The organism is Dyella ginsengisoli LA-4 (assembly GCF_000334915.1).
Taxonomy (GTDB): Bacteria; Pseudomonadota; Gammaproteobacteria; order Xanthomonadales; family Rhodanobacteraceae; genus Dyella_A; species Dyella_A ginsengisoli_A.
The window spans coordinates 150,173-176,595 of the sequence record NZ_AMSF01000015.1 but is presented as its reverse complement, the minus strand read 5'-3'; the positions used below and the strand labels follow the sequence as shown (position 1 = coordinate 176,595).

The window sequence follows — 26,423 nt, the reverse complement described above, 5'->3', positions numbered from 1 at the left end:
CGAGCGGAAGCGCGATGCACGGCAGACCCGCATCGCGCGCTTTGCCCGGGGGCGGGCAGCGCGAGGGCGCGACGATGCGGGCCGCCGGCACGGGGTGATCACAATGCCAGGGTATGGATCACCTGGGCCGCGTCGTCCGGATCGAGGTGGCGCTGGAAACCCAGGTGGTGAGCCAGCTCGCGCATGGCCTCGTTCTCGGCCGAGTCGATCGAGAACATCTGCTTGAAGCCGTTGCGGCGTGCCACGTGGATCAGGTGCTGCATCAGCACCACGCCGAGACCGCGATGCCGCCAGTCGTCGGCGACTGTCACCGCGCATTCGCAGCGGCTGCCGTCGCCGGTGGCGCTGTAGCGGCTGACCCCGACCTCGCGCAGCTCGCCGTTGTCGTGGGCCAGCGCGACAAAGGCCATCTGCTCGGGATAATGCACGTCCATCAGTTGCTGCAGCAGCGCCGGACTGACTTCCTTGAAATCGCAGAGGAACCGGTAGCGCCGGGATTCTCCGGACAGGCGTTCGATGAAGGCTTCCTCGCGCTCGCGGTCTTCCGCGCGGAGGGGGCGGATCAGCACGCGGGTGCCATCGCGCAGGGTGTCGATCCAGTGCGTGCCTTCGAGCGCTTCGGGCGGCAGTTGCGGGTCGAGCGGAGCAGGGGGCTGGGCGTTCATGGCGGGCTTCCGGCAAGGGTGCCCATGCATCCTAGGCGGCCGCGCGCGCAACCGGATTGACGTCGGTCAAGGCCACGGGCGACGCCTCAGAGAGCGCCGCCTTTCTTGCTGCCGGTGCGCGGGCTGCTGCACATGGCTTCGAGCAGGTCCGGGCGCAGGATGGTGACCGCCTTGCGGCTTACCTCGAGGATGCCGGCTTCCTCCATCCGCGTGAACAGCCGGCTGACCGTTTCCACCGCCAGCCCGAGATAGCTGGCGATGTCATAGCGCGACATCGACAGGTTCAGGGTGCTGCCGTCGCGGTGCAGGCGGGCAAAGCGGTCGGACAGGCTGCGCAGGAAGATCGCCATGCGCTCCTGCGCCGGCTGGCGACCCATCACCACCATGTGCTGGTGCTCGGCGGCAACCTCGCGACTGACCACGCGCATCAGCTGCCGCTGCAGCGAGGGCATCTGGGCCAGCAGATGGTTGAGGTGCTCGTAGGGCAGTTCGCAGATGCTCGAGCGTTCCAGCGCCTCGGCCTGGCTGGCGTGGTGGTCGTTGGCCAGGGCGTCCACGCCGACCAGTTCTCCGGGCAGATGGAAGCCCAGCACCTGGGAGTTGCCGGATGCATCCTCGACGAAGGTGCGCAGCGAGCCGGAGCGGACCACGTACAGCGCATGGAACTGGCCGCCCTGTCGGAACAGTGCTTCGCCGCGATCCAGGGTGCGTTTGTCGCGGATGGTGGCGTCGAGCCGCTTGAGGTCCTCGCCGTCGATGCCGGCCGGAAGGCAGAGCTCGTGCAACGCACACGAGGCGCAACTGCGGCGGAGCTGGTTCAGGTCGAGAACGCTGCTGGTATCCATGCGGATGCTCTTTCCCTGTCCAAGGCAGAAGGTGCAACAGGTGCTTGCGGTGTCATGGCAGGTTAACCGATTGCCGCGCAATCGTCTCTCGCGGCCGGTGCGCAGTAGATGCCGTGCAGCGCTTCGATCACCTGCAGCGCCGGACCAGGGCTCAGGGCGTAGTAGATGGTCTGCGCCTCGCGTCGGGTCGTGACCAGGCCGTCCTGCCGGAGCCGGGCGAGATGCTGGGACAGCGCCGACTGACTCAACGTCATCGACGCATGCAGGTCGCTGACCGAGCGCTCCCCGCCCAGCAGCAGGCAGAGGATGCGCAGCCGCTGCCCGTTGGCCAGCACCTTCAGCAACGAGGCCGCCTGGTCGGCGTTCTCGCGCATGGCATCGATGTCCAGTTCGACCGGCGGTGGCGGATGGGAGCTTTTCATGGAGTCGATCTCGCGATGGATCCGGGGGCGGGCTTGTCCCGCGGACGACGTTGACATTTTAGCTTGAAGCTAATTAAGATGACACTACATTAGAAATTACTAATTTAGTGCACATTTGATCAGCGGCAAGTCGAAGGCTCCCCCTTGGGAGCATCGTCGGGCCCGTCGCGACCTCTCCGGCGCACCACCAGAAGGAGTCCACTCATGGCACACGTCATCGTCATTGGCGCCGGTATCGGCGGCATGTGCGCAGCCTACGAACTGCGTGCCGCAATCGGCGGCAGTCACGCGATCACCGTCGTGGGGGAGGCGCCGAGCTTCTCCTTCACGCCATCCAACCCGTGGGTCGCGATCGGCTGGCGCAAGCCTTCGGACATCCAGGTCGAGGTGGCTCCGGCGCTGGGTCGCCGCGACATCGGCTACATCGACTGCGGCGTCGCCAAGGTCCTTCCGCAGGAGAACCGCGTCGAGCTCAAGGATGGGCGTAGCCTGGCGTACGACTACCTGGTGATCACGACCGGGCCGCGCCTTGCATTCGACGAGGTGCCGGGGCTGGGGCCGCATGGCGGGCACACCCAGTCGGTGTGCACCACGCCGCATGCCCAGGACGCCTGGGCAAATTACGAAGCGTTCGTGAAGAACCCCGGGCCCGTCGTGATCGGCGCGGCCCAGGGCGCCAGCTGCTTCGGTCCCGCATACGAATTCGCGCTGATGCTGGACACCGACCTGCGCCGGCGCAAGATCCGCGACCGGGTGCCCATGACCTTCATCACCAGCGAGCCGTACATCGGCCACATGGGCCTGGGCGGCGTGGGCGACTCGCGGGGCCTGCTCGAGCGCCAGTTCCGCCAGCGCCACATCCGCTGGATCACCAGTTCGAAGATCGAGAAGATCGAAGACGGCCAGTTCCACGTGTCCACCCTCGACAGTGCGGGCAAGCCGGCGGGTGAGCAGACGCTGCCGTTCGCCTACTCGATGATCATCCCGGCCTTCACCGGCGTCGACGCCGTGCGCGGCGTCGAGGGACTGGTGAACCCGCGCGGCTTCGTGCTGATCGACAAGCACCAGCGCAATCCGACCTACCGGAACGTCTTTTCCGCCGGCGTGTGCGTGGCGATCCCGCCGGTGGAAGTCACGCCGGTGCCGACCGGCGCGCCGAAGACCGGTTTCATGATCGAGTCGATGGTCAGCACGCTGGTGGCCAACCTCAAGGCCGACCTGGAAGGGCGCGAGGGCACCGCCGAAGCCACCTGGAACGCGGTGTGCCTGGCCGACATGGGCGACAGCGGCGCCGCTTTCGTAGCGCTGCCGCAGATCCCGCCGCGCAACGTCACCTGGGCCCGCGAGGGCAAGTGGGTGCATGTGGCCAAGGTGGCCTACGAGAAGTACTTCCTGCGCAAGATGCGCGCCGGCACCAGCGAGCCGCTGTACGAGCGTTACGTGATGAAGGCGCTCGGTATCGAGCGCATCAAACCGGGTACCGGCAAGCACTGATCCTGATCCCTTTTCCACCAGAGAACCGTCATGAACATCGATCGTTTCGTCCTCGCGTTTGCCGGCAGCGTGGTGCTGCTGAGCGTGGCGCTGGCCCATTTCGTCTCGCCGTGGTGGCTGCTGCTCACCCTGTTCGTCGGCGCCAACCTGCTGCAGTCGGCGTTCACCGGCTTCTGCCCGCTGGCGATGATCCTGCGCAAGGTCGGCCTCAAGCCGGGCTGTGCGTTCGGCGAACGCTGATCCACCTTCCCCGAGAGAGACCGACATGATCGTGCGTGTGCGCCACCTGGTTCCCTTCTTCGCGCTGGCCCTGCTCGCCGGCTGCGGCGACAAGTCCGCGCCTTCGGCAGGCCAGGCGCCCCGGCCGTCGCTTGCCTCGCAGGTGATCCACTCCGGGGATGCGTCCCGCGAGCAGACCTGGGACGGCGTCGTCGAGGCGGTCAACCAGGTCACCCTGACCGCGCAGACCAACGCCCGCGTGCTGGCCTTGCCCCACGACGTCAACGACGTGGTGCCGGCGGGCGCCGTGCTGGTGCGTTTCACCGACGTGGAACAGAAATCCTCGCGCGATGCGGCGCTGGCGCAGCTCGCCTCGGCGCGGGCCAGCTACGGCGATGCGCAGGCGTCGTTCGAACGCTTCTCCGCGCTGCTGCCCAAGGGCTACGTGTCCAAATCGGACATGGACAGCGTGCGTGCCCGGCGCGATGCCGCCAAGGCCGCGCTGGACGCCGCGCAGGCCCAGCTTGCCCAGGCGAAGCAGAGCGTGGACTACACCGAAGTCCGTGCGCCCTACGCGGGCGTGATCACGCGCCGCTTCGTGCACGTGGGCGAGGCGGTGCAGTCCGGGCCGCCGTCGCCGCAGCCGTTGATCGCGATGGAGTCCCTCGATGCCCTGCGCGTCAGCGTGCAGGTGCCGCAGAGTTCGGTCGACGCGATCCGCGCCGCGAAGCACGCCACCATCATCGCCGACGGGCGCCGCGTGCCGGCGAAGGACATCACCGTGTTCCCGTCTGCCGATCCGGCCACGCATACCTTCACCGTGCGCGTCGAGGTGCCGGGGCAGGACAGTGGCCTGCGTCCGGGCACATCGGTGAAAGTGGCCTTTCCCGTCGGTGACACGAAGCAGCTGCTGGTGCCGGCCTCCGCGCTGGTACGGCGTGGCGAGCTGATCGGCGTCTACGTGATCGGCGATCACGGGGTGTCGCTGCGCCAGCTGCGCGTGGGCGATCCGGTAGGCGACCGGGTGCAGGTGCTGGCCGGCCTGGATGACGGCGAGACCATCGCGACCGATCCGGTGGCGGCGCTGAACTTCCTCGCGCAGCATCGCGCCAAGGATGCGTCCGGCCATGAGTGAAGCAGGGAAGATGGGCATTTCCGGGCGCATTGCACGGGCTTTCCAGGCTTCGCAGATCACCCCGCTGCTGGCCCTGGCGGGCCTGCTGCTGGGCATCGCCGCGGCGATCATCACGCCCAAGGAGGAGGACCCGCAGATCGAGGCCACCATGGCCAACGTCATGGTGCCGTTTCCCGGCGCCAGCGTGGACAACGTCGAGCACCTGGTGTCGTTTCCGCTGGAGCAGAAGCTCTCGGAGATCCGCGGAATCAAGCATGTCTACTCGATGAGCCGTCCGGGCATGTCGGTGGTGACGGTCGAGTTCCAGGTCGGCGTGCCGCGCCAGGAGGCGCTGGTCCGCCTGTACAACAAGATCTATTCGAACGCCGACTGGGCGCCGCCCGGTCTGGGCGTCGGCCAGCCACTGGTCAAGCCGTACGGCATCGACGACGTGCCGATGATGGCGCTCACGCTGTGGTCGGACCGGCCCGAGGTGGATGCCGAGCAGCTCGCGCGGGTCGCGCACACGCTGGAGACCGAGGTCAAGCGCATCCCCGGTACGCGTGACGTCTACACGCTCGGTGCGCCCGACCGCGCGGTGACGGTGCAGATCGATCCGTCGAAGCTGGCCAACTACCAGCTCACCGTCGGCGATCTCGACCAGGCGCTGAAGGCGGCCAACATGGCGGCCGACGTCGGCAGCGAGATCGGCGACAACCGCAACGTGCCGGTGAAGGCCGGTCGCCTGCTGATGAATGCCGACGAGGTCGCCCACCTGGTGATTGGACTGTCCGGCGGCAAGCCGGTGTACCTGTCCGACGTGGCCAAGGTGACGGCCGGTGCCGACCAGCCCAGCCAGTTCGCCTCGTTCGGTGCGCCGCCCGGCAAGGCCGGCCCGCTGACCGGGCTTGTGCCGGCGGTGACCATCGCGATCGGCAAGAAGGCCGGTACCAACGCGCACACCATCGCCAGCGAGGTGCAGGCGCGCATCGCCGCGCTGCGCAACGTCTCGATTCCGGACAGCGTGCACGTCACGGTCACCCGCGACTACGGCTACACCGCCAACCAGAAGGCCGACGAGCTGATGCTGCACCTGGCGCTGGCCGCCCTGGCGGTGGTGGCGCTGGTGCTGTTCGCGCTGGGCTGGCGCGAGGCGGTGGTGGTCGGCGTGGCGGTGGTGGTGACCCTGGCGATCACCCTGTTCGCCTCGTGGGCGATCGGCTTCACCATCAACCGCGTCTCGCTGTTCGCGCTGATCTTCTCCATCGGCATCCTGGTCGACGACGCCATCGTGGTGGTGGAGAACATCCACCGGCACATGGCACTGGGCGGCAAGCGCCTGCTGGAAGCGATCCCGCAGGCGGTGGACGAGGTCGGCGGCCCGACCATCCTGGCCACCTTTACGGTGATCGCGGCGCTGCTGCCGATGGCCTTCGTCGGCGGCCTGATGGGCCCGTACATGCGCCCGATTCCCATCAACGCCTCGGCCGGCATGATGATCTCGCTGGCGGTGGCCTTCGTGGTCACGCCGTGGCTGGCCTTCCGGCTGCTTGGCCATCACGAGCACCAAGCGCACCCGGTCGGTGATGCGGCCAAGCCATCGCGCATCGACGCGTTCCTGCAGCGCTTCTTCAAGCGACTGATGACGCCGTTCCTCGCCGGACGCAGCGCGTCGCGCAAGCGCCGCATGCTGTTCGCCGGCATGGGCCTGCTGGTGCTGCTGGCGGTGGGCCTGGTCGGCGTGAAGGCGGTGATCCTGAAGATGCTGCCGTTCGACAACAAGAGCGAATTCCAGGTGGTGCTCAACATGCCCGAGGGCTCCACCCTCGAGCAGACCCAGCGCGTGCTGGTAGAGATGAGCCAGGTGATCGACAAGGTGCCGGAGGTGAAGGACTTCCAGATCTATGCCGGCACCTCCGCACCGATGAACTTCAACGGCCTGGTGCGCCAGTACTACCTGCGCAACCAGCCGTACCAGGGCGATATCCAGGTCAACCTGGTCGACAAGGACGAGCGTTCGCGACAGAGCCACGAGATCGCCAGTTCGGTGCGACCGGCGCTGGCCGCGGTGGCGCACAAGTACCACGCCCACATGGTGCTGGCCGAGGTGCCGCCGGGTCCGCCGGTGATGGCGCCGATCGTGGCGGAGATCTACGGGCCGTCCTACGGCGGCCAGCGTCAGCTGGCGCGGACGATGCAGCAGATGTTCGGCCAGACCGACGGCATCGCCGACATCAATTCCAGCGTCGAGAGTCCGGCGGCGCGCCGCAAGGTGTTCGAGATCGACCGCGAGCATGCCGCCACGCTGGGTGTGAGCCAGGCCGAGATCGTCTCGGTGCTGCAGGCGGCCATGGGCGGCGACCGCGCCACGTATCTCGGCGAGCCGGGTATCAAGTACGCGGTGCCCGCGCTGTTGCGGCTGTCGCCGGCGGCGCTGGCGTCGACTCAGACCATCCTCTCGCTGCGGGTACGCTCGCGCAGCGGTGCGCTGATCCCGCTGTCGGAGGTGGTGAAGGTGAGCGACGAGCCGTGGGCCGGCGCGGTGTACCACAAGGATCTGCGCCCCTATGCCTTCGTCACCGCGGACGATGCCGGCAGCGAGGACAGCCCGATCTACGGCATGTTCCGGCTGGTCGGCAAGCTCGGCGCGGGCAAGGTGGACGGCCACACGCTCACCCAGCACTTCACCGGGGCGCCGATCGGTGACGACCACTACTCGATCAGCTGGAGCGGCGAGTGGGAGATCACCTACGAGACCTTCCGCGACATGGGCATCGCCTATTCGGTGGGCCTGGTGCTGATCTACCTGCTGGTGGTCGGCCAGTTCCGCAGCTACCTGGTGCCGCTGGTGATCATGGCGCCGATCCCGCTGACGGTGATCGGCGTGATGCCGGGCCACTGGCTGCTCGGCGCGCAGTTCACCGCCACCTCGATGATCGGCATGATCGCGCTGGCCGGCATCATCGTGCGCAACTCGATCCTGCTGGTGGACTTCATCAACCACGCGATCGCCAGCGGCCTGCCGTTGGAGGAAGCGGTGATCGAGGCCGGCGCGGTGCGCGCCAAGCCGATCATCCTGACCGCCATCGCGGCGATGCTCGGCGCATTCTTCATCCTCACCGACCCGATCTTCCAGGGCCTGGCGGTATCGCTTGTGTTCGGCGTGCTGGTGTCCACGGTGCTCACGTTGCTGGTGATCCCGCTGCTGTATTACGCCATGCTTGATCGGCGCCGCCGGAAGACCGCGGCGATCACCGATGAAGGAGCGCACGCATGAGCGAGACCCAGGAGTTCACCCTGACCCTGACCCAGGAGAGCGATTACGTCTTCCGTATCGCCTTCGACGACACGCCGATCCCCGAGCTGGTCACCGACGAGACCTCGCCGCTGGGCACCGATCACGGCCCCAATCCTTCGCGCCTGCTGGTGGCGGCCGTGGCCAACTGCCTCAGTGCGAGCCTGCTGTTCGCGCTGCGCAAGTTCAAGAACAGCCCGGGCACGCTGGTGACGCGGGCACGTGCGACGCTGGGCCGCAATGATGAGGGGCGACTGCGGGTGCAACATATCGCCGTCACGCTGGAGTTGCCCGAGGCGGTGGCCGACTACCAGCAGGCCGAGCGCCTGCTGGCGCAGTTCGAGCACTTCTGCGTGGTGACCGGTAGCGTGCGCGATGGCGTGCCGGTGGAAGTGAGCGTGCGCGACCGCGACGGCCAGCTGGTCCATCACAGCGAGGCGGAGTAGGGCGGCAGGCCGATGGCTGCGGCAGGGCGTCGCAGCTGGCCAAATCACATCGAAGGAACTGACGGCGGTCAAAAGGCGAAACGAAGGGCTGATGACAATGCATCCGTCTTTCGACACAACAACAAAGGAACGCCCCATGAAAGCATCCGCTCTTGCCCTGACCGCCCTGGCCCTCGCCTTTGGTGCCGCATCCGCCGCCCACGCCGCCGATACCTCGCCGTGGGTGTTCCGGGTCGGCGTCCACACCGTCAATCCGAAGTCCAACAACGGCACGCTGGCCGGCATGAAGGCCACCATCAACAGCGACACCAAGCCGACCTTCAGCATCGAATACATGTTCGACCGCAACTGGGGTGTCGACGTGCTGGCGGCGCTGCCGTTCAAGCACACCGTCCGCCTCAACGGCGTGTCCGCCGCGACCACCAAGCACCTGCCGCCGACGGTAGGGGTGAACTACCACTTCATGCCCGACGCCACCGTCTCGCCGTTCGTGGGCGTGGGCCTGAACTACACCAATTTCTTCCAGACCCGCGGCGTCGGTCCGCTGCAGGGCACGCATGTAAGCATCGCAAACAGTTTCGGCGCAGCCGCGCACGCCGGCCTCGATTTCCGCATCAACGATCGTTGGCTGGCCACTGCGGATGTACGCTGGATGAGCATCGCCGGTGACGTGAAGGTAAACGGCACCAAGGTCGGCAAGGCCAAGATCGATCCGCTGGCCTACGGCCTGAGCATCGGTTACCGCTTCTGATACCGGAGATGCGATCACCTTCGTCCAACTGGGAACAAGGACATGATCGACAGTACCGTTGTTGAACTCTCGCGGTGGCAGTTCGCTGTCACCGCGCTTTACCACTATCTGTTCGTACCGCTCACGCTCGGACTCAGTTTCTTCATAGCGGCGGTGGAGACGGTCTACGTCACCACCGGCAAGGCCATCTACCGCGAGATGGCCGAGTTCTGGGCCAAGCTCTTCGTGGTGAACATGGCCCTCGGCATCGCCACCGGCCTGACCATGGAGTTCGAGTTCGGCACCAACTGGTCGTTCTATTCCGGCTTCGTCGGCGACATCTTCGGTGCGCCGCTGGCGATCGAGGGGCTGATGGCCTTCTTCATGGAGTCGACCTTCGTCGGACTGATGATCTTCGGCTGGAAGCGGCTGTCCAAGGTGCAGCACCTGCTGGTCACCTACCTGGTGGCCTTCGGCACCAACCTGTCGGCGCTGTGGATCCTGATCGCCAACAGCTTCATGCAGGACCCGGTGGGCGCGAAGTTCAACCCGGTCACGATGCGCATGGAGCTGGACAGCTTTTCCAGCCTGATCTTCAGTCACGACGCCCAGGCCAAGTTCGTGCACACCAGCATCGCCGGCTACGTCACCGCGGCGATCTTCGTCACCGGCATCAGCGCCTACTACATGTACCGCAACCGGCACATGGCGATGGCGCGCCGTTCGTTCCGCATGGCCGCGCTGTTCGGCGTGCTGGCCACGGCGGGCGTGATCACCCTGGGCGACGCGCTCGGCTTCGTCGGTGGCCAGGCGCAGCCGTCCAAGCTGGCGGCGATGGAAGCGATGTGGCAGACCGAGCCGGCGCCGGCGGCGTTCAACGTGATCGCCTGGCCTTCGCAGGACCAGAAGCGCAACCTGTTCGAAGTGCAGGTGCCCTACGTGCTGACGCCCCTGCTGACCCACACCATGACCCAGGAAATCCCGGGCGTGGACTGGATCGAGGCCGATGCGGCCAAGCGCATCGCCAACGGCATCCCGGCCGTCGCGGCACTGAAGGTGCTCAGCAAGGATCCGACCAACGTCGATGCCCTGGCGCAGTTCAACAGTCACCAGAAGGATCTCGGCTACGGCTTCCTGGTCAAGCGCTACGCGCCGGACCAGGACGTGGAGAAGGCCACGCCGGCGGACATCCAGAAAGCCGCCAATGACGCGGTGCCGAACGTCTTCGCGATGTTCTGGAGTTTCCGCGTGATGGTCGGGCTGGGCCTGGCGATGCTGGCCTACTTCGTGCTGGCGGTGATCTTCTCGGTGCGCAACGACGTGGAGAACCGCAAGTGGTTCCTGCGGCTGGCGCCCTGGATGATCCCGATACCGTTCATCGCCAACGAGTTCGGCTGGCTCACCGCCGAGATCGGCCGGCAGCCGTGGACCGTCTATGGCCTGCTGCCCACCTGGATGTCCGCCTCCAGCCACAGCGTGGGTTACATGGTGTTCTCGCTGATCGGCTTCGTCACGCTCTACACGGTGTTCATCGTGATCGAGATGACCCTGATGGTGAAGTTCATCCGCAAGGGGCCGAGCAGCCATGGGCACGGCGATCACGCGCCACCGCGTCCCGCATTGGGTGGTCGCGCAGCGGCCGTGGCCATGATGCGCAAGGAGGACTGATCGATGGAACTCTATTTCGGACTCAAGGTGCTGTGGTGGCTGGTGCTCGGCGTGCTGCTGATGGGCCTGGCGATCATGGTCGGCATGGACATGGGCGTGGGCACGCTGCTGCGCTTCGTCGGTCGTGACGACAACGAGCGTCGGGTCTGCCTCAACGCGATCGGGCCGCACTGGGACGGCAACCAGGTGTGGTTCATCCTCGGCGGCGGCGCGATCTTCGCGGCGTTCCCGCTGATCTACGCCACGGCGTTCTCCGGCCTGTACGTGGTGATGCTGCTGTTGCTGTGGACGATGATCGTGCGCCCGCTCGGCTTCGAATACCGCAGCAAGCTGCCTTCGGCCACCTGGCGCAACGCCTGGGACTGGGCGCTGCTGGTCAGCGGCGCGGTGCCGATGATCATCTACGGCGCCGCCATGGGGAACATGCTGCAGGGCGTGCCGTTCCACTTCGACTGGGACATGCGCTCGTACTACACCGGCAGCTTCGTGTCCCTGCTCAATCCGTTCGCCGTGCTCTGCGGCCTGCTGTCGCTCTCGCTGTCGATCTACATGGGTGGCGTGATGCTGATGGGGCGCGCCGGCGGTGCTGTCGCACCCCGTGCACGCAAGGCGGCGATGGGCGCGGCGATCGCGGCGATCGTGCTGTTCACGCTCGGTGGCATCTGGGTGTCGTTCCTGCCGGGCTTCGTGCTCGAGCACGCGCCGGCGCCCGGTCTGCCGCAGAACCCGCTGCAGCAGCAGGCGAGCGTGGTGGCCGGCGGGCTGCTGGCCAACTACCGCAGCCAGCCGCTGCTGTGGGCGGTGCCGGCGCTCGGCTATGCCGGCATGTTGCTGGGCCTGCTGGCCGTGCGCGGCAGGCGGTCCACGCTGGCCTGGTGGCTGGGTGCGGGCGCCTGGATCGGCGTGATCGGCACGGTGGGCGCGGCACTGTTCCCGTTCCTGATGCCGTCCAGCAGCGAGCCGTCGCAGAGCCTGACGCTGTGGAACTCGGTGTCGAGCCAGACCACGCTGCTGTGGGCGACCGGGTTTGCCGCGGTGTTCGTGCCGCTGGTGATCTGGTACACCAGCTGGGCGTTCTGGGTGATGCGCGGCGAGGTCGATGCCGCGGCCATCCAGCACGACGAACACGCGTACTGAAGGAGCGAGCCATGAAGACCTTGCTGCAATTCCTGATCTACATGCTGCTCGCCGTGGTGGCAATCGTGATGGGCGTGATCCTGGGCGATTACGGCTCCTGGTATTTCGCCTGGTTCGTCGGCACCGCGATGATCGTGCTGGTCGCCGCGGCGGGCGGCGCCTGGATGGACGCGCACGACGGCACCGTCGACGAGTCGGAGCCGGCCGGCCACTGAGCCGGACGCTTGCGGGGAAGGGGGCGAGGGGACCGGCAACGGTCCCCTCGTTTTTTTCAGCCCAGCAGGTCCTGCAGGTCGAGGAAGGGGCCGGGTTGTCGCGCCAGATCGCCGGGCCGGCCGCGCTGGACGACGCGCCCGCCGTCCAGCACCGCTACCTCGTCGACCAGGCCGGCCAGCGTGCCGAGCTGGTGAGTGATCAGCAGCACGGTGCGGCCGGCCATGGCGACGGCCAGCGAGTCGTGGAGCGCGCGGGCGGTGGCGGCATCGAGGCCCTCGGTGGGTTCGTCCAGCAGCAAGATCGGGGCATCCTTGAGCAGCGCGCGGGCGATCGCCAACCGGCGCGCCTGGCCACCGGACAGGCGCATGCCGGCTTCGCCGAGCGTGGTGTGGTAGCCCTCGGGCAGGGCCTCGATCACCTCGTGCACCTGCGCCGCGCGGCAGGCCGCCACGATGGCCGCTTCGTCGGCTTCCGGCCGCGCCAGCAGCAGGTTGTCCAGCACCGTGCCGTTGAACAGGTAGGCGTCCTGCGAGACCACCGCGAAGCAGGCGCGTGCGTCGTCCGGGGCGAAGTCCCGCAGCGGCTCGCCGCCGAGCAGTACCTGGCCGTCCTGGAAGTCGCGGAAACGGGCCAGCAGCTGCAGCACGCTGCTCTTGCCGGCACCGCTGGCGCCGACCAGTGCGGTGCGCGAGCCGGGCGCGAGCGCCAGGTCGAAACCGTCCAGCACCCAGGGGCGGTCCACGTCGTAGCGGAAGCGCACGCGTTCGAAGCGCACGCTGGCATCGCGCGGCGCGGGCGAGGGACGGCCCGGCGTGGCAACGGCCGGCTCGGCATCCACCACGGAAAAAATGCGTCGTGCCGCGGCGAGCTGCTCGCCCAGCATCTGGAACGCCAGCGGCAGCGGCGTCACCGCCTCGAACGCGGCCATGGCGAACAGTGCCAGCATCGCCAGTTGCGCCGGCGCGATCGCGCCGGCGGCCACCGCGGGCGCCGCAGCGATCACCGCCCACCACAGCGCGAGATTGGCGCACAGGCCGACGGCGCCGGCGGAGAAGCCGGCCAGTTCGCTCAACCGGCGCTGGTCGGCGAGCAGGTCGTCGGAGAGCCGCTGCACGCGTTCATGCCAGGCGTGCTCCGCGCCGTACACGCGCAGTTCGGCGGCTCCGGCGAGGGCATCGGCCACCGCGTTGCGCAGGGCGGCGCGGGTCTGCACGGCGCGGGCGCCGGCCGCTTCGCCGCGATGCCGCAGCCAGGCCGGCAAGGCCAACCCGGCGAGCGCAAGCCCCAGCGCCGTCCCCAGCGCGACCGGCACGCTGAAGATGGCCATCACCGCGACGATCGCCAGGCTGCCGAGCGCGGCCACCACCACTGGCACGAACAGGCGCAGATAGACCTGGTTGAGCGTGTCGATGTCGGCCTGGATGCGCGACAGCAGGTCGGCGGCGCGCAGCGACTGCAGGCGTGCCGGGGCCAGTGGCTCGAGGCGTTCGTAGAACCACACCCGCAGCTGCGCCAGCAGGCGGAAGGTGGCCTCGTGGGTGACCAGCCGTTCCAGGTAGCGGCCGCCGGTGCGGGTCAGCGCGAAGGCGCGGATCAGCGCGGCCGGGGTGAAGTAGTTCAGCGTGACGCTGGCCGCGCCGGCCAGCGCCATTGCCGCGATGAAGTGGCCGGACACCGCCAGCAGGCCGACGTTGGCGAGCAGGGCGGCCAGCGCCAGCAGGGCGCCGCCGGCCATCCACGCGCGGTAGGGGCGGAATAGCACCCACAGCCGGCGCAGGTCGGCACGCCCCTGGGCGCGGTCGGCGCGGCGCGTCATGCGGACACCGCGGCAGCGGCCAGCAGGCGTGCGAACGGACCATCGGCCGCGCGCAGCGCATCCGGCGGGCCTTGTTCGACCACCCGTCCGTCGTCGAGAACCACCACGTGGTCGGCCAGCGCCAGCGCGTGCAGGCGATGGGTCACCAGCAGCACGGTGCGGCCGCGGGCCAGCCGCTCGATCGCCTCGAGTACCGCCCGCTGGCTGTGCGTGTCCAGGTGGGCGGTCGGCTCGTCCAGCAGCAGCACCGGCGCGTCCTTCAGGAACGCGCGGGCCAGCGCGAGCCGTTGCACCTGTCCACCGGACAGGTTGGCGCCGCGCTCGCCGAGCGGCGTGTCGAAGCCCTGCGGCAGCGCGTCGATGAAGGCCTCGGCGCCGGCGGCGCGGGCGGCCTCGCGCAGCTGCGCATCATCGGCATCGGGGCGCGCCAGTCGCAGGTTGTCGGCCACGCTGCCCTCGAACAGGTGCGCGCGCTGCGGCACCCAGGCGACGCGCGCCAGCCAGTCGGTTTCGGCGATGTCCGCCAGGTCGACATCACCGACCGTGATGCGACCGCGGGTGCGTCCGATGAACCCGAGCAACAGGTGCAGCACGGTGCTCTTGCCGGCACCGCTGGCACCGACGATCGCCGTGACCTGGCCGGCCGGGGCGGTGAAGCGGCAGGCGTCCAGTGCGACGGTGCCGTCCGGGTAGGCGAAGCCGGTGGCTTCGAACGACAGCGATGGTGCTGCCGAGGGCGCCGGCGCCGTTCCCCGCGGTCGCCCGTCGGCCGGTTCGGCAAAGATCTGCACCATCCGCTCCGCCGCGCCGATCGCTTCCATGCGCAGGTGGTAGACGGTGCCCATGTTGCGCAACGGGCCGAAGAATTCCGGTGCCAGCAGCAGGGCGAACAGACCGGGCAGGAAGGCCAGCTCGCCCCACATCAGGCGAAAGCCCACCAGCACGGCGACCACGGCGATGCTCACCGTGGCGAGGAACTCCAGCACCACCGACGACAGGAACGCCACGCGCAGCACCTGCATGGTGCTGCGCCGGTAGTCGTCCGACACCTGCGCCACCACGGCCGCCTCGCGCCGGCTGGCACCGAACAGCTTGAGCGTGGTCAGGCCCTGCAGGGTGTCCAGGAAGCGCGCACCGAGGAACGCCAGCACGCGCCACTGCTTCTGGTTCAGCTCCTCGGTGCCCTTGCCGATCATCCACATGAAGAACGGGATCAGCGGCGCGCTGACCAGCATCACCAGCGCCGAGACCCAGTCGGCGGGAAACACCGCGACCAGGATCGCCAGCGGCAGCAGCGCGGTCATGCCCATGGTCGGCAGGTAGCGCGCGTAGTAGCCCTCCATCGCCTCCACGCCGCCCACGACACTGGTGACCAGGTCGCCGCGCGCCTGCCGTTGCAGCCACGCCGGTCCCAGTCGCTGCAGGTGGGCCAGCAGGTCGGCGCGCAGCGTGCGGCGCACGATGGCGCCGGCGCGGAAGGCGACGCGCTCGGCCGCGCGTGCCAGTGCGAAACGCAGTACGAACACCACCGGCAGGGCGGCCAGCGCCGGCCACAGCCGGGCCATTGGCGCGTGGTGCATCACGCCGGCATTGATCGCCCATGCCGCCAGCCAGGCCTGGGCGACCAGCAGCAGGCCGTTGACCAGACCGAGTGCGGTCGCCTGGCGCAGCGGTGCACGGACCCGGGAACGGAAGCTCTTCAGCCAGACTTCGGGGCGCGGCAGGTCGGAGGCGGCGGACACGCGGCGGGCACGCTCGGTGGACAGGGGACGGATGCGCCGGACGGCCATCCGGGCCCGCGCAGGATAGCAGTGCGCGACGGGCCGGCCGGCTGTTTCAGCCGCTCCGCGGCGAGGCGCGACGCCGCAGCAGCGCCAGCCAGGCGGCGGATGCGGCGAGCATCGCCGCCACGCCGAGCCACGTGGCCGGTGCGGGCCAGGCCATCGCCATCACGTGGCGCAGCCACGGCACGCCGAGCGCGAGCGCGATCATCGCCAGCAGGGCGGCGAACATCGGCAACAGCCACGGATTGCCGGTGCCCGCGCGGTGGTGCGCGCGATTGGCAAGGGTCAGCAGGAATACCGACAGCAGCAGGGCGAGGAACGTGCCGGTGCGCGCCTGCACCGCTCCCACGGCGTCCTGCAGCAGGCCGAAACCCGTGAGCAGGATCGCCGCGAGGCCGGCGCCCTGCAGCAGCCCGCGCAGCAATTGGCGGGGGGCGAACGGCGAGTCGGCGGCCCGGCGCGGCGGTCGGCGCATCACGTTGTCGGCGGCCGGGTCGGCCTCGAACACCACCGAGCACGCCGGATCGATCAGCAGTTCGAGCAGCACGATGTTCACCGGCATCAGCAGCACCGGCCACTGCGCCAGCGCCGGTACCAGCGCCAGCGCCACCACCGGCACGTGCACGGCGAAGATGAAGCGGGTGGCGCGGCGCACGTTGTCGTCGATGCGCCGCCCCTGCCGGATCGCCGCCACGATGCTGGCGAAGCTGTCGTCCAGCAGCACCAGCGCCGCCGCCTCGCGCGCCACGTCGGTGCCGCGCTCGCCCATCGCGATGCCGACGTCGGCGGCCCGCAGTGCGGGCGCGTCGTTGACGCCGTCGCCGGTCATGCCCACCACCTCGCCGCCGGCCTGCAGGCAGCGCACCAGCCGCAGTTTCTGCTCGGGCATGACCCGGGCGCAGATGTCGGTGTCGCGCAGGCGCGCGGTCAACGTGGCGTCGTCCATCGCGTCGATGTCGCCGCCGGTCAGCACCACCGGCGTGTCGGCGAGGCCGACGCGATGGCCGATCGCCTGCGCGGTGAGCGGATGGTCGCCGGTGAGCATGATCACGCGGACGCCCGCCGCACGGCATTCGGCCAGCGCTGCCGGCACCTCGCTGCGCGGCGGATCCAGCAGGCCGACGAGGCCGAGGAACTCGAAGTCGAAGTCGTGCTGGCTGGCCGGGCGGGCGTCGCCGCGCCAGTGGCCGCGGGCCACGCCGAGCACGCGCAGGCCGCGTCCGGCCATCGCCGCCACGGTCGCTCGCAGCTCGGCGAGTTCGGGCTCGGCCAGGTGGCAGAGGTCGGCGACCGCCTCCGGCGCGCCCTTGGTGGCCAGCAGGTGGCGGTCGGGTGCGCGCTCCGGGTACACCCGGGTCATCGCCAGGATCTCCGGACTGAGGCCGTACTCGGCGATCGGCAGCCAGTCGGCATGCACGTGTTCGGTGCCGGCGAGCAGGCTCCGGCCGAACGACTGGATCGCCTGCTCCATCGGGTCGAACGGCTGCGCCGGCGTGGCCAGCATGGCGAACTCGACCAGCGCGTGGAACGGCTCGTCCAGCGGGCCTCCCGTCGCCGCGTCGTAATGGCCATCGTCGATGGCCAGCTCGGCTACCTCCATGCGGTTGCGGGTCAGCGTGCCGGTCTTGTCGGCCGCCAGCACGGTGATCGCACCCAGCGTCTCCACCGCCGGCATGCGCCGCGTCAGCACCTGCTGGCGGGCGATGCGCCAGGCGCCGAGCGCGAGGAACACGGTGAGCACCACCGGGATCTCCTCCGGCAGCAGCGCCATGCTCAGCGCGACACCGGCCAGCACGCTGGGCAGCGCGCCCTGGCCATCCCACGACCACAGCAGCAGGGCATAGGCGGCGGCCACCAGCAGGCCGGCGACGGTCATCGTGCGGATCAGCCGACGCGAGGACCGCTGCAGGCGCGATGGCGGTTCCACCGCACTCGCCAGCGCCAGGCCGATGCCGCCGACCCGGGTGCGTGCACCGGTGGCGGTGACGCGGGCGAGGCCGCGACCGCGGGTCACCACGGTGCTGGCGAATAGCGGGGAGGGGGCGGCGCCGACCAGCTTGTTCACCGGAACGGCCTCGCCCGTCAGCAGCGACTCGTCGACGTCGAGCTGGCCTTCCAGCAGCGTGGCATCGGCAGCGATGCGGTCGCCCTCGTGCAGCACCAGCAGGTCGCCCGCCACCACCTCGATCGCGGCGATGCGGACCCGCTGCCCGCCGCGCAGGACCAGTGCGCGCGGCGCGGACAGATCGCGCAGCGCTTCGAGGGCCCGCTGGGTGCGGTGCTCCTGGGCCAGCGTGATGCCGATCACCACCAGCACCGAGCCCATCAGGAAGGCGGCCTCGGCGCGGTCGCCGAGGGCCAGGTAGATGCCGCCGGCGGCCAGCAGCATCAGCAGCATCGGCTCGGCCAGCACGCCGGCCAGCGTGCGCCACAGCGGCCGGTGTTCGCCGCCGGGCAGGGCGTTCGGGCCGTCGCACCGCAGTCGTCGTGCCGCCTCCGCCGGGTCGAGGCCGGCGTGGCTGCCGTCGCCGTCGGGGGCCGTGGACGGACTGCCTTCCGCCCTCATCGCGGTGGCATCAATGGCAGACCAGCACGGGCGGTTCGGCGGTCAGCAGCACCTTCTGCGTCTCGCTGCCCAGCAGCAGGCGGTTCAGGCCGCGCCAGCCGTGCGAGCCCATCACGATCAGGTCGCAGTGGTTCTCGCCGGCGACCCGCGCGATCACCTTGTGCGGTTGTTCGTCGAGCAGGTAGCGGCTGTCGCAGGGCACGCCGGCCTTGGCGGCACGATCGCGCACCTCGGCAAGAAAGCGTTCGGCGCGTGCGATCGACTCCTGCGTGTAAGCCAGCTCGGTGGCCGCAAGCATCTCGGCCATGTAGGAGATCGTGTGGAAGGGCGGCACCACGTGCAGGGCGAGGATGCGTGCCCCGCAGGTGCGGGCGAGGTCGATGGCCGTGGTGGCCGCACGGATGGAGAGCTCCGATCCGTCGGTAGGAACCAGGATGTGCTTGAACATGGCGTGCTCCGGACGCAGTGGACGGATACAGGGTGCGCCAGGTCGGCAAGGCCGATCTTGATGGGCGTCAATGGCGCCCCCGTTCGGTGGCCGGGGAGATGGGTCGTCGTGGCCGACCGGCCGGTTGACCCTGATCAACGGCGGACGCGGACGGTTGATGCAGCATGTCGGCCACGCCATCCGGAGCCCCCGTCATGCTCGACCTGATCATCAACCTCGACCGTCTCGAGGACGGCACGCCGGCCTGCGTGGTCGGCCTGGCCGCAGCCCGTCAACTGGACGCCTTCGCCACCGGCATCCACGTGGTGGCGGTGTATCCGCCGGTGATGGCCATGCCCGAGGCGCTGGCGCTGCTCGATACCGAGGAGCGCTCGGCGCAGGCTTTCGCCACGCAGTGGGGCGCACTGTGCGCGCGGCATGAGGTGAAAGGGGCGTGGGAGGTGATCCGTGGCGCCTATGTGCCGATCCTGGCCAAGCGTTCACGGCTGGCCCAGTTCATCGTCACCGAGTTGCCGGTGCGCAACCCGGATGCGCCGATCGGCTTCGACAACATCACCCGTACCCTGTTCGACGATGCCTCACCGATGCTGCTGGTGCCGGAGACCTGGCGCGGTACCGGCGCGCCGGATCGCATCCTGGTGGCCTGGAACGGGTCCGGCGAGGCGGCCGGTGCGGTCAAGGCGGCGTTGCCGTTGCTCAAGCGGGCGGGCAAGGTACTCGTGCTCGACGGCGAGCGCACCGGTCTGCCCGGTCTGTCTCCGCCGGCGCTGCCACTGCGGGCCTGGCTGGAACGGCAGGGTGTGGCGGTCGAATGGCAGCGCTTCGACAAGGGTGCCAACGTCGGCAAGGCTCTGCTCGAAACGGCCCGGGAGATCGGGGCGGACCTGCTGGTGATGGGCGCCTGGGGGCGGTCACGCCTGAGCGAGCTGGCCCTCGGCGGCGCGACCCGCCACGTACTCGATCACACCCATCTGCCGCTGTTGATGGCGCACTGACGCCGGGGCTCAGGGGCTGAGCAGCGTCCGGCGCGGCACCGTTGCGCGCTCGAGGCCGGCGGTCACCTCGGTGCCGCAATCGCCCAGCGTGGAGGACTGCTTCAGCCACCTGGGGTCGGGGTAATAGGCGAAGACCACCGAACGATCCTTGATCGTGTCGATCAGGCGCTTGGCCACGCCCCGACGCACTGCCGGGCAGCCCCAGCTGCGCCCCAGGCGCCCCTCGGAGGAGGCGAACAGGGGGCTGACGTAGCTGGCCCCGTGGATCACGATGGCGCGGCTTTCGGCGTTGTCGTTGAAACCCTCGTCCAGCCCCTTCAGACGCAGCGAATAGCCGTTGTGGCCCACGTAGGTGCCGTCCGTGACGAAGGTGCCGAGGCTGGACATCAGGCTGCCCGGCGCATTGGAGAAATGCGAGGCCAGGTTGTCTCCGCTGTTGCGGCCGTGCGCCACGAGCTCCTTGAACAGCAGGGTGCGGTGGGCCAGGTCGAACACCCACAGCCGCGGCTGGGTGGAGGGGCGCGAGTAGTCGATCACGCTCAGCGTGCGTGCGGGCATGGCCTTCTGCACGCACTGCAGGGCGCGGGTCGCCAGCGTGATCACGCGTGGATCGGCCGCCGGTGCAGCCCGGACCAGCGCGCTTGCAAGGTCGCCGGGCGCCGTCGCATGGGATGCGGGCGCAAGGCCGAGCAGCAGGGCAACAACGGGAAGCACGCGACGCACCAGGGTGCGAGGGGCGAAGTACGGCATGGGGGCAACCACAAGAACGGATGGCGGCCAGTTTCCGGTGCGGAAGCTGAACGAATTGTCAGGAAAAAATGAACGAACTCAGCGACTTTCGCGCGGCGTGACGGGTTTCGCGGTCGTCGGCTCGGGAGAGGTCGATTCGAGCAGCTTGGCGTAGGGGGCTTTCTCGTCGCCACCCAGACCGGGCAGGTCGGTGACCAGCACCGTCGTCCCCGGCACCATGGCGTCGCGCAGCCGCTGCCCGAACCCGCCCGGCACATGAATCTGCGCGGCCATCGTTGCGGGATCCGGCACAGGGCCTTCGCCCAGGATGCGATAGGCCGACCAGCGGGGCAGCGTCGGGCGGTTGTCCCCGCCGGCTTCCGCCCGACCGGTCATCACGTACAGCAGCGTGCCCGCTGGGATCTCGCCAGGGGCCATCGCCAGCGGCGCCTGTCCCATCAGCACGCCATTGCGCAGCACATAGACCCGCTGGTCGTACGTGCTGACCACCACGCCCAACGCGCCTCCCGGCGCCAGGGTGAGCGTATCGTCCCCCCCGTCGGGCACGGCCATCGGTGCGCCGGTCAGGTCGATCGGTGCCACCGCGGCGGGGTGCACGATCGGCGCCGGCGATACCTTGCTGTCGGATACGACGACGATGCCGCCACGCTGGGTCACGGCAAACAGCTTCTCGGCGAAGGCCGGCGGCAATCGCACGCAGCCGTGGGAGGCCGGATGCCCGGGCAGCACGCCGCCGTGCAGCGCGACGCCGTCCCAGGTCAGCCGCTGCATGTATGGCATCGGCGCGTCGTCGTAGAGGTTGGAGCGATGCTCGCGCTCCTTCTGCAGGATGCTGTAGACGCCAGGGGGCGTCTCGTACCCCGGTTTGCCGGAGCTGATCGGGCCCGCGCCGATCGCCACGCCATTGCGATACACGTAGATCGACTGCTCGTCGAGGCTGACGATCACCACCACCGGGCCGGCAGGTGCAATTTCCGGATGCCAGAAATAGCGCGTGGCAGCCCGCAACGACGCCGCCGGCCACAGCAGCAGGGCGAGCAGCAGTGCGATCGGCAGGCGGGTGCGGCGTGGGGAGGACATGCGGAAAAAGGGAGGCGGGATCGTCACTTCATCATGGGCCGCTTGCCTGGCGGCGGCAATCGCGTTCCCGTCGAAGCGCGTCGCCAATCGCCTTTGCCACCATGGCCAGCACGCTGCCGAGTGCAGCCAGCGCCATGTCCTTCTGCGCGTCCCACGGATCTCCCTGGGTACCGAGATAGGCGGTGCCCAGCCCGTTGCCGAATTGAACCGCCGCGAGCCATTCCACCAGCTCGTACACCACCGAGTGCGACATCACGAAGGTCACCGGCAGGATCCATCGCCAGATGCCCCGCGGCGGCGCGCGGCGATCGAGCAGCTCCACCGCCATCGGCGTCACCAGCAGTCCGTAGAGGAAGTGCACCAGGCGGTCGTATTCGTTGCGCGGGAATCCGAGCAGGCGGTCGAGCGAGTGGCCGGTGAGGCGCTGGAACCATGCGTCGTACGGCACCTCGGAGTAGGTGTAGTGCGCCCCCACTTCGTGCAGCAGCAGGAATGCGAACAGCGCCATGCATGCCCCACGGGAAAAACGGAGGCGGTGCCAGCCGTAGGTGAGCAGGGGCAGCGCCACCAGCACGACCGCGTTCTCCAGCAGCCAGTCCTGCCGATAACGTGGCGCGATACCGAGCAGGCTGGTTGCGATGAGGAACAGCCCCAGCAGCAGCGCGGGGAACCGCCAGTCACTGTCGCTATCGGAAGGCACCATGAAACCCGTCGGGGGTGGTTGCAGGTCGTGTGACCCGCAGTCTGGCACGTGGCGCAGGCCTTCGCGCACGGGGTTATGATGCCGGACGCGGGCGGTGGCGATTCAAGCTCCGCAAGGGGACGACGATAAGGAAGCATACGGGTCCGGAGCGCCCCGGGGGCACTTCGCTCCACCGGTTCACCGGGGCGCGGCAGTGCGTGCGATGGGCGAGTCGGGACGATTTCGGATGGAACAGGGCGATCGGGGAGCAGAGCGCGACGGCTTGAAGCGGGAGGCGCCGGATCATGCCCTGGCCGGAGCCCGGCTGCGCTCACGCTTCTACCGGAGCCTTGCCGAAACCCTGGTTCGCCTGCACACGAACCACGGCTACGACCGCCGACTCGCCATGGCCGAGGCCGTGGCGATTTTCGCGGCAACGATGGAGCTGCCGCTGGTCTGGGTCGGTCGACATGCGCCCGGTGGCGACGGAATCACTGTGCTCGCCGCGGCCGGGTCGGCGACCGACCGGGCTGGCCGCCTGCTTTCGGGAGACGATCCGCCTCGCGTCGGGCCGGAGGACCCGGTGGGCCAGGTGCTCGATCTGCAGGCTGGGTACGTCTCGCGGCGGAGCCCCGAGGCGTCTGCCCCGGGGCAGACCGGCGCGTGGAACGACGGGTTCGCGTGTTGCCTGGCGGCAACCCGTGCGCAGGATGGCAGCCGATTGGTGCTGGCGGCCTGCACGGTCGATGCCGCGGACGAGGCGCTGGATGAACTGGGGGCGTGGCTGGAGCAGCTGGTGGTCGAGCTGGTTCGGTTCTGGGACCACCAGGCCATGATCGAGCGGGATCAGCGCATCAGCCGTTACCGCGAGGCACAGCGTGCGATCCAGCGGGCGCTGCTCGAGCAGCCGGACCCGGCCGCGGTGTATCGCACGCTGGCCCAGTCGCTGGTCGAAGTCGCCGGCGCCGCCGCCGTGGATGTACTGATGGTCGAGAATGATGGCGCGTCGCTTCGTCGCGTTGCGCTCGCCGGTCCGATCGCCGAGGAGCTCGGGCGACTTTTTCCCCGGCTGCCGGCCGAGGGTGAGCGGGTGCCGCTGCCCCTGATCGCCTTGCGCGAAATGCGTCCGCAGATCCGGATCCGTCCCGGCGAGCGCAGCGACATGTCGCCGATCTGGCGGCACGGGCCGCTGGCGGGCATGGGGGCCTCCGGATGCTGGCCGGTTCTTGCGCCGGACCACGCGCCCGGGCGCTCGGCGAAGCCGATCGGGGTGTTCGCCCTGATCACCCGGGAGGAAGACGCGTTCGACGACGAGATGTGCCACGTACTGGACGAACTGGCCGAGGTGGCCGGAATCGCTCTGCACCAGCACGAACGTCGCCGGGCCCAGCTCGAAGAGCAGCAGCGGCAGACCTACCTCGCCCTGCACGATGCGCTGACCGGATTGCCGAACCGGCGTGCGCTGGACATGCACATGGAGTGCGCTCTCGAGCGCGCCGAGCGCAACGAGCGACTGGTTGCCGTGGGCATGCTCGATCTGGATGACCTGAAGCCGATCAACGATCGCTACGGGCATGCCACCGGCGATCTCCTGCTGGTCGAGGTCGCGCGTCGGCTGCGCGCGGCATTGCGGCCGGACGACTACATCGCCCGCCTGGGCGGCGACGAGTTCGTGATCGTCTGCGAGGGGCTGCATCGCGACGTGGAGATCGAGCCCCTGCTCGATCGCCTGTGGATCGCCCTGCGCGAGCCCATGCGGGTCGACGGCGAAGTGTTCGAGCTGACCGCCAGTCTGGGCATCGCGCTGTTCCCGGACCACGCGACCGGCGGCGGCCAGCAGCTGCTGCGCCGTGCCGACCAGGCGATGTACCAGGTGAAGGCGCGCAAGCGGCAACGCGAGCGCTGGTGGTCGACCCCGCTCGCCACGGCCGGACAGCCCGTCCCCGAGTTCGACGGCCGCAACCAGGCACCCTACGGGCAGCACGCCGAGGTCCTGCTGAGGCCGTGGGCCGCGCTTGCCGAGCCGCTGGTTCCCGAGCTCGTCGATGCCTTTATCGGCGAGCTGCGTTCGCACGAAGGCATCGCCCGGCTGTTCGCGGTATTGCCCGAGGTCGACCGCGCCATGCTGGCAGCACGCTTCGCCCAGCACATCCATCTGCTGGTGACGCCGGGCCTGGATATCGAGTCGCATCGTCTGCAGGCGGCGCGTGCCGGGCGCTTTCATGCTTCGGCCGGCCTGGAGGAGGTCTGGTTGCTGGAGGGCGTGGAACGCCTGCGGGACCTCATCGCGCAGCGTTTCGGCAGCCTGTCGGTCAGCGATCGGCGCCCGCTGGGCATCGTGCTGCAGCGGCTCGGGCTCGAGCGCCAGTGGCAACTGGAGAGCATCCGCGACGTGCAGCGTGAGCGTGTGGCGTTGCTGGCGCGCCTCAACGCACTGGCCTGGTCGGCGGAAGGCTATCTCGAGCTGATCCAGGGCGTGGTGGACGCGCTTGCCGGGCACAGCGAAATCTGTTCCTGCGCGGTCGGTCGGCCCGACGACAGTGGTCAGCTCACCTATGAAGCCGTCGGCGGCGAAGCGTTTGCCGAATACCTTCGGGCGCTGGCGCGGGGGGGCGCCGCGCCGATCAGGGTCAATGCCGACAGCCAGCAGGGCGGCGGGCCCAGCGGGCGCGCATGGCGCACCGGACAGGTGCAGCGCTGCCTGCACTACGGGACCGATCCGGCGATGGTCAGCTGGCGCGACGTGGCGCTGCCGATCGGGATCGTGTCGAGCGTAGCGATTCCCCTTTGCCCGATGCCGCCGACGCCATCGGCGGTGCTCACGATCTACAGCGCGTATTCGGGCGGCTTCCAGAGCGAGGACCAGCAGGCGTTCGTCGACCAGCTCAAGAATCTGCTCGATCTCGCCCTGGCCCGTCTGGTGCCGCCGCGGCCGGGAACGGAGCTGCTGCCCTTCTTCGTGCGCGAACGCTGGCGGGCGTTGATCGCCACCGATGCCTTGCAGACCTACTACCAGCCGGTGGTGCGGCTGGCCGATGGCCGGGTGTCGGAACTGGAGGCGCTGGCGCGTCTGCAGGACCCGGACGGAGGACTGCTGTCGCCCGCGCGTTTCCTTCCGGCACTGGGGGACGACGACCTGGTGGTGCTGTTCCGGCAGGTGCTTTCGCAGGCGACGCAGCAGCGGGAGATGCTCTTCCGGATGGGCCATGTGGTGGACGTGTCGGTGAACACGCCGGCTGCAGCGCTGGAGGATCCGCGCTACGCCGAGGCCGCAGCGGCGAGCATTTCCGAGGGACGCTGCCCGGTCGAGTCGCTGCTGCTGGAGATCCTCGAATCGCCGATGGGCACCGACCACAGCGCGGCTTCCGGGATGGCCGGCATGCAGGCGCTCAAGGCACTGGGTGTGCGGCTGGTCGAGGACGATCTCGGCGCAGGCTACAGCTCGCTCATCCGCCTGCGGCACTGGCCATTCGACCGGGTGAAGATCGACCAGGCCATCGTGATGCAGGTGGCCGACGATCCGCTGCGCACGCTGCGCTTCATTCGCCAGCTGGTCCGGCTCGGGCACGACCTGGGGCTCGATGTGGTGGTCGAGGGTCTGGAGACGCCGGGTCTGATCGAGGCCGCGCTGTGGCTGGGCGCGGACATGGGGCAGGGCTACGCCCTGGCGCGGCCGATGCCGCCGGGGGATCTCCCGCGCTGGCTGGACGGCTTCCGCTGGAAGTGGAACGCCGCCCGTCCGGTCACGGCGCTGGGAGCCCTCGCCAGCGCATTGCAGTGGGAGGAGCAATTGCTGGCGCTGCCGGCCGGGCCGGAGTTCTGGCGGCACCACGCCGAGCGCACATGTGCGACCGGAAGCTACCTGGATGCCGCACTCGCGGTGAACGCGAACCTGCGTGAGGCGAGTACGGCGCACGTCGCGATGCATGCCGCCGCCGTGGCCGGTCCCCACGATGCGCAATACCGCCGGCAGAGGAACCGCTTCATCCAGCTGCTGATCGAACAGGTGCAGTTCGAGGAGCGCTCCCGCGCGACGGCGTGAGCCGACCGG

Annotated in this window: 21 protein-coding genes; 11 read left to right on the top strand and 10 right to left on the bottom strand. The window is 69.2% G+C overall.

All coding sequences use genetic code 11. The features are described from left to right. Window positions 1-98 precede the first annotated feature (98 nt). The 3 genes from C693_RS0103465 to C693_RS0103455 form a co-directional block, all read right to left on the bottom strand. Window positions 99-665, bottom strand: a complete 567-nt coding sequence (locus tag C693_RS0103465; protein WP_017460862.1) for a GNAT family N-acetyltransferase — start codon at window positions 663-665, stop codon at window positions 99-101. A gap of 86 nt (window positions 666-751) precedes the next feature. Next, complete coding sequence (locus C693_RS0103460) at window positions 752-1,510, bottom strand: cyclic nucleotide-binding domain-containing protein (RefSeq protein ID WP_017460861.1); 759 nt, start codon at window positions 1,508-1,510, stop codon at window positions 752-754. Between the two features lie 62 nt (window positions 1,511-1,572). Further along, a complete protein-coding gene (locus C693_RS0103455; protein WP_017460860.1) occupies window positions 1,573-1,932 on the bottom strand; it encodes an ArsR/SmtB family transcription factor in 360 nt (119 codons plus the stop codon). 204 nt (window positions 1,933-2,136) lie between these two features. Here C693_RS0103455 and C693_RS0103450 point away from each other — a divergent pair, with 204 nt between their 5' ends. The 9 genes from C693_RS0103450 to C693_RS0103410 all read left to right on the top strand — a co-directional run bounded on the left by C693_RS0103450 (window position 2,137) and on the right by C693_RS0103410 (window position 12,250). Then, window positions 2,137-3,426, top strand: a complete 1,290-nt coding sequence (locus C693_RS0103450; RefSeq protein WP_017460859.1) for an NAD(P)/FAD-dependent oxidoreductase — start codon at window positions 2,137-2,139, stop codon at window positions 3,424-3,426. Between the two features lie 30 nt (window positions 3,427-3,456). After that, entirely contained in the window at window positions 3,457-3,666 is a 210-nt protein-coding gene (locus tag C693_RS0103445) for a YgaP family membrane protein (RefSeq protein WP_017460858.1), read from the top strand. A 25-nt stretch (window positions 3,667-3,691) separates the two neighbouring features. After that, a complete protein-coding gene (locus C693_RS0103440) occupies window positions 3,692-4,780 on the top strand; it encodes an efflux RND transporter periplasmic adaptor subunit (protein WP_017460857.1) in 1,089 nt (362 codons plus the stop codon). Continuing rightward, window positions 4,773-8,036, top strand: a complete 3,264-nt coding sequence (locus C693_RS0103435) for an efflux RND transporter permease subunit (protein ID WP_043598406.1) — start codon at window positions 4,773-4,775, stop codon at window positions 8,034-8,036. The genes C693_RS0103440 and C693_RS0103435 overlap by 8 nt, the downstream gene beginning before the upstream one ends. Next, window positions 8,033-8,500: an OsmC family protein gene (locus C693_RS0103430; RefSeq protein ID WP_017460855.1), complete on the top strand. Its 468-nt coding sequence runs from the start codon at window positions 8,033-8,035 to the stop codon at window positions 8,498-8,500. Before C693_RS0103435 ends, C693_RS0103430 begins: the two co-directional genes overlap by 4 nt. 136 nt (window positions 8,501-8,636) lie before the next feature. Then, window positions 8,637-9,251, top strand: coding sequence for an OmpW/AlkL family protein (locus C693_RS0103425; RefSeq protein WP_017460854.1), 615 nt, complete (start codon window positions 8,637-8,639; stop codon window positions 9,249-9,251). A 42-nt stretch (window positions 9,252-9,293) separates the two neighbouring features. After that, on the top strand, window positions 9,294-10,898 hold the full coding sequence (locus C693_RS0103420; protein ID WP_017460853.1) for a cytochrome ubiquinol oxidase subunit I: 1,605 nt from the start codon (window positions 9,294-9,296) through the stop codon (window positions 10,896-10,898). A 3-nt stretch (window positions 10,899-10,901) separates the two neighbouring features. Further along, a complete protein-coding gene (gene cydB, locus C693_RS0103415) occupies window positions 10,902-12,035 on the top strand; it encodes a cytochrome d ubiquinol oxidase subunit II (protein WP_017460852.1) in 1,134 nt (377 codons plus the stop codon). Window positions 12,036-12,046: 11 nt separating this feature from the next. Continuing rightward, the gene (locus C693_RS0103410; protein WP_017460851.1) at window positions 12,047-12,250 is read left to right on the top strand and encodes a hypothetical protein; all 204 of its coding nucleotides are present in this window, start codon (window positions 12,047-12,049) and stop codon (window positions 12,248-12,250) included. A 56-nt stretch (window positions 12,251-12,306) separates the two neighbouring features. On the opposite strand, the gene cydC is transcribed toward C693_RS0103410, so the two are convergent. The 4 genes from cydC to C693_RS0103390 all read right to left on the bottom strand — a co-directional run bounded on the left by cydC (window position 12,307) and on the right by C693_RS0103390 (window position 18,865). Continuing rightward, window positions 12,307-14,067: a thiol reductant ABC exporter subunit CydC gene (cydC, locus tag C693_RS0103405; RefSeq protein WP_017460850.1), complete on the bottom strand. Its 1,761-nt coding sequence runs from the start codon at window positions 14,065-14,067 to the stop codon at window positions 12,307-12,309. After that, entirely contained in the window at window positions 14,064-15,809 is a 1,746-nt protein-coding gene (cydD, locus tag C693_RS0103400) for a thiol reductant ABC exporter subunit CydD (protein ID WP_198506825.1), read from the bottom strand. The genes cydC and cydD overlap by 4 nt, the downstream gene beginning before the upstream one ends. 94 nt (window positions 15,810-15,903) lie before the next feature. Beyond that, complete coding sequence (locus C693_RS0103395) at window positions 15,904-18,417, bottom strand: cation-translocating P-type ATPase (RefSeq protein WP_017460848.1); 2,514 nt, start codon at window positions 18,415-18,417, stop codon at window positions 15,904-15,906. A gap of 10 nt (window positions 18,418-18,427) precedes the next feature. Continuing rightward, window positions 18,428-18,865 carry a universal stress protein gene (locus C693_RS0103390; protein WP_017460847.1) on the bottom strand — a complete coding sequence of 146 codons (438 nt, stop codon included), beginning with the start codon at window positions 18,863-18,865 and terminating at the stop codon, window positions 18,428-18,430. A gap of 194 nt (window positions 18,866-19,059) precedes the next feature. Between C693_RS0103390 and C693_RS22500 the strand changes: the two genes are divergently transcribed. Next, window positions 19,060-19,860, top strand: coding sequence for a universal stress protein (locus C693_RS22500; RefSeq protein ID WP_017460846.1), 801 nt, complete (start codon window positions 19,060-19,062; stop codon window positions 19,858-19,860). Window positions 19,861-19,869: 9 nt separating this feature from the next. Here the strand turns inward: C693_RS22500 and C693_RS0103380 are convergent, their stop codons facing one another. From C693_RS0103380 to C693_RS0103370, 3 genes are all read right to left on the bottom strand, one after another. Then, a complete protein-coding gene (locus C693_RS0103380; protein WP_198506830.1) occupies window positions 19,870-20,586 on the bottom strand; it encodes a murein L,D-transpeptidase catalytic domain family protein in 717 nt (238 codons plus the stop codon). Between the two features lie 102 nt (window positions 20,587-20,688). Then, window positions 20,689-21,690, bottom strand: a complete 1,002-nt coding sequence (locus C693_RS0103375) for a L,D-transpeptidase family protein (RefSeq protein WP_017460844.1) — start codon at window positions 21,688-21,690, stop codon at window positions 20,689-20,691. A 31-nt stretch (window positions 21,691-21,721) separates the two neighbouring features. After that, window positions 21,722-22,393, bottom strand: a complete 672-nt coding sequence (locus C693_RS0103370) for a DUF2238 domain-containing protein (RefSeq protein ID WP_017460843.1) — start codon at window positions 22,391-22,393, stop codon at window positions 21,722-21,724. A gap of 226 nt (window positions 22,394-22,619) precedes the next feature. Here C693_RS0103370 and C693_RS0103365 point away from each other — a divergent pair, with 226 nt between their 5' ends. Further along, entirely contained in the window at window positions 22,620-26,414 is a 3,795-nt protein-coding gene (locus tag C693_RS0103365; protein ID WP_017460842.1) for an EAL domain-containing protein, read from the top strand. Window positions 26,415-26,423 lie beyond the last annotated feature (9 nt).

Excerpts from the sequence above, each read along its gene's own strand:
- C693_RS0103465 (WP_017460862.1), bottom strand. The coding sequence starts at position 665 with ATGAACGCCCAGCCCCCTGCTCCGCTCGACCCGCAACTGCCGCCCGAA.
- C693_RS0103460 (WP_017460861.1), bottom strand. The coding sequence starts at position 1,510 with ATGGATACCAGCAGCGTTCTCGACCTGAACCAGCTCCGCCGCAGTTGC.
- C693_RS0103455 (WP_017460860.1), bottom strand. The coding sequence starts at position 1,932 with ATGAAAAGCTCCCATCCGCCACCGCCGGTCGAACTGGACATCGATGCC.
- C693_RS0103450 (WP_017460859.1), top strand. The coding sequence starts at position 2,137 with ATGGCACACGTCATCGTCATTGGCGCCGGTATCGGCGGCATGTGCGCA.
- C693_RS0103445 (WP_017460858.1), top strand. The coding sequence starts at position 3,457 with ATGAACATCGATCGTTTCGTCCTCGCGTTTGCCGGCAGCGTGGTGCTG.
- C693_RS0103440 (WP_017460857.1), top strand. The coding sequence starts at position 3,692 with ATGATCGTGCGTGTGCGCCACCTGGTTCCCTTCTTCGCGCTGGCCCTG.
- C693_RS0103435 (WP_043598406.1), top strand. The coding sequence starts at position 4,773 with ATGAGTGAAGCAGGGAAGATGGGCATTTCCGGGCGCATTGCACGGGCT.
- C693_RS0103430 (WP_017460855.1), top strand. The coding sequence starts at position 8,033 with ATGAGCGAGACCCAGGAGTTCACCCTGACCCTGACCCAGGAGAGCGAT.
- C693_RS0103425 (WP_017460854.1), top strand. The coding sequence starts at position 8,637 with ATGAAAGCATCCGCTCTTGCCCTGACCGCCCTGGCCCTCGCCTTTGGT.
- C693_RS0103420 (WP_017460853.1), top strand. The coding sequence starts at position 9,294 with ATGATCGACAGTACCGTTGTTGAACTCTCGCGGTGGCAGTTCGCTGTC.
- cydB (WP_017460852.1), top strand. The coding sequence starts at position 10,902 with ATGGAACTCTATTTCGGACTCAAGGTGCTGTGGTGGCTGGTGCTCGGC.
- C693_RS0103410 (WP_017460851.1), top strand. The coding sequence starts at position 12,047 with ATGAAGACCTTGCTGCAATTCCTGATCTACATGCTGCTCGCCGTGGTG.
- cydC (WP_017460850.1), bottom strand. The coding sequence starts at position 14,067 with ATGACGCGCCGCGCCGACCGCGCCCAGGGGCGTGCCGACCTGCGCCGG.
- C693_RS0103395 (WP_017460848.1), bottom strand. The coding sequence starts at position 18,417 with ATGAGGGCGGAAGGCAGTCCGTCCACGGCCCCCGACGGCGACGGCAGC.
- C693_RS0103390 (WP_017460847.1), bottom strand. The coding sequence starts at position 18,865 with ATGTTCAAGCACATCCTGGTTCCTACCGACGGATCGGAGCTCTCCATC.
- C693_RS22500 (WP_017460846.1), top strand. The coding sequence starts at position 19,060 with ATGCTCGACCTGATCATCAACCTCGACCGTCTCGAGGACGGCACGCCG.
- C693_RS0103375 (WP_017460844.1), bottom strand. The coding sequence starts at position 21,690 with ATGTCCTCCCCACGCCGCACCCGCCTGCCGATCGCACTGCTGCTCGCC.
- C693_RS0103370 (WP_017460843.1), bottom strand. The coding sequence starts at position 22,393 with ATGGTGCCTTCCGATAGCGACAGTGACTGGCGGTTCCCCGCGCTGCTG.
- C693_RS0103365 (WP_017460842.1), top strand. The coding sequence starts at position 22,620 with ATGGAACAGGGCGATCGGGGAGCAGAGCGCGACGGCTTGAAGCGGGAG.